Annotated in this window: 1 pseudogene; it reads right to left on the bottom strand. The window is 74.4% G+C overall.

Annotation, left to right across the window (positions count from 1 at the left end):
* A pseudogene (locus tag ACG2DA_RS23135) lies at positions 1-356 on the bottom strand (hypothetical protein); the annotation flags it as partial.

The raw sequence follows: 356 nt of genomic DNA, 5'->3' as shown, positions 1-356 counted from the left end.
TCGACCTCCGCGGCGGCGTCGGCGAGTTCCGCCTGCAGTTCCGTCATCCGCCGCTCGAACGCGGGGAGGTCGGTCCGGGGCAGCAGGCGGACGCCCGCCTCCGGGTACGGCAGGCTGGCGCTCTTCCAGTGCGAGACCGCCGCGTGCCGCACCCGGGCGGCGGCCCTGAGCGCCGGATGTTTCGTATCGAGGAGTTTCTTGCTGGCGGATAGGCTGCCGCTCTCGGCGTCGAAGGGGGACGCGGCGTCCTCCTTCTGCTCGGCCGATAGCGTCCGCCGCAGGCCGGGCCAGGAGACGTGCAGTCGCACGGCCGCGGCGTCGCCCCGCAGGCGTTCGGCGGGGTTCTGCCCGCGGTG

This window comes from Alienimonas sp. DA493 (assembly GCF_043951915.1).
Classification (GTDB): Bacteria; Planctomycetota; Planctomycetia; order Planctomycetales; family Planctomycetaceae; genus Alienimonas.
Note: the sequence above shows the minus strand (reverse complement) of the source record. Positions and strands in the feature narration are given on the sequence as shown.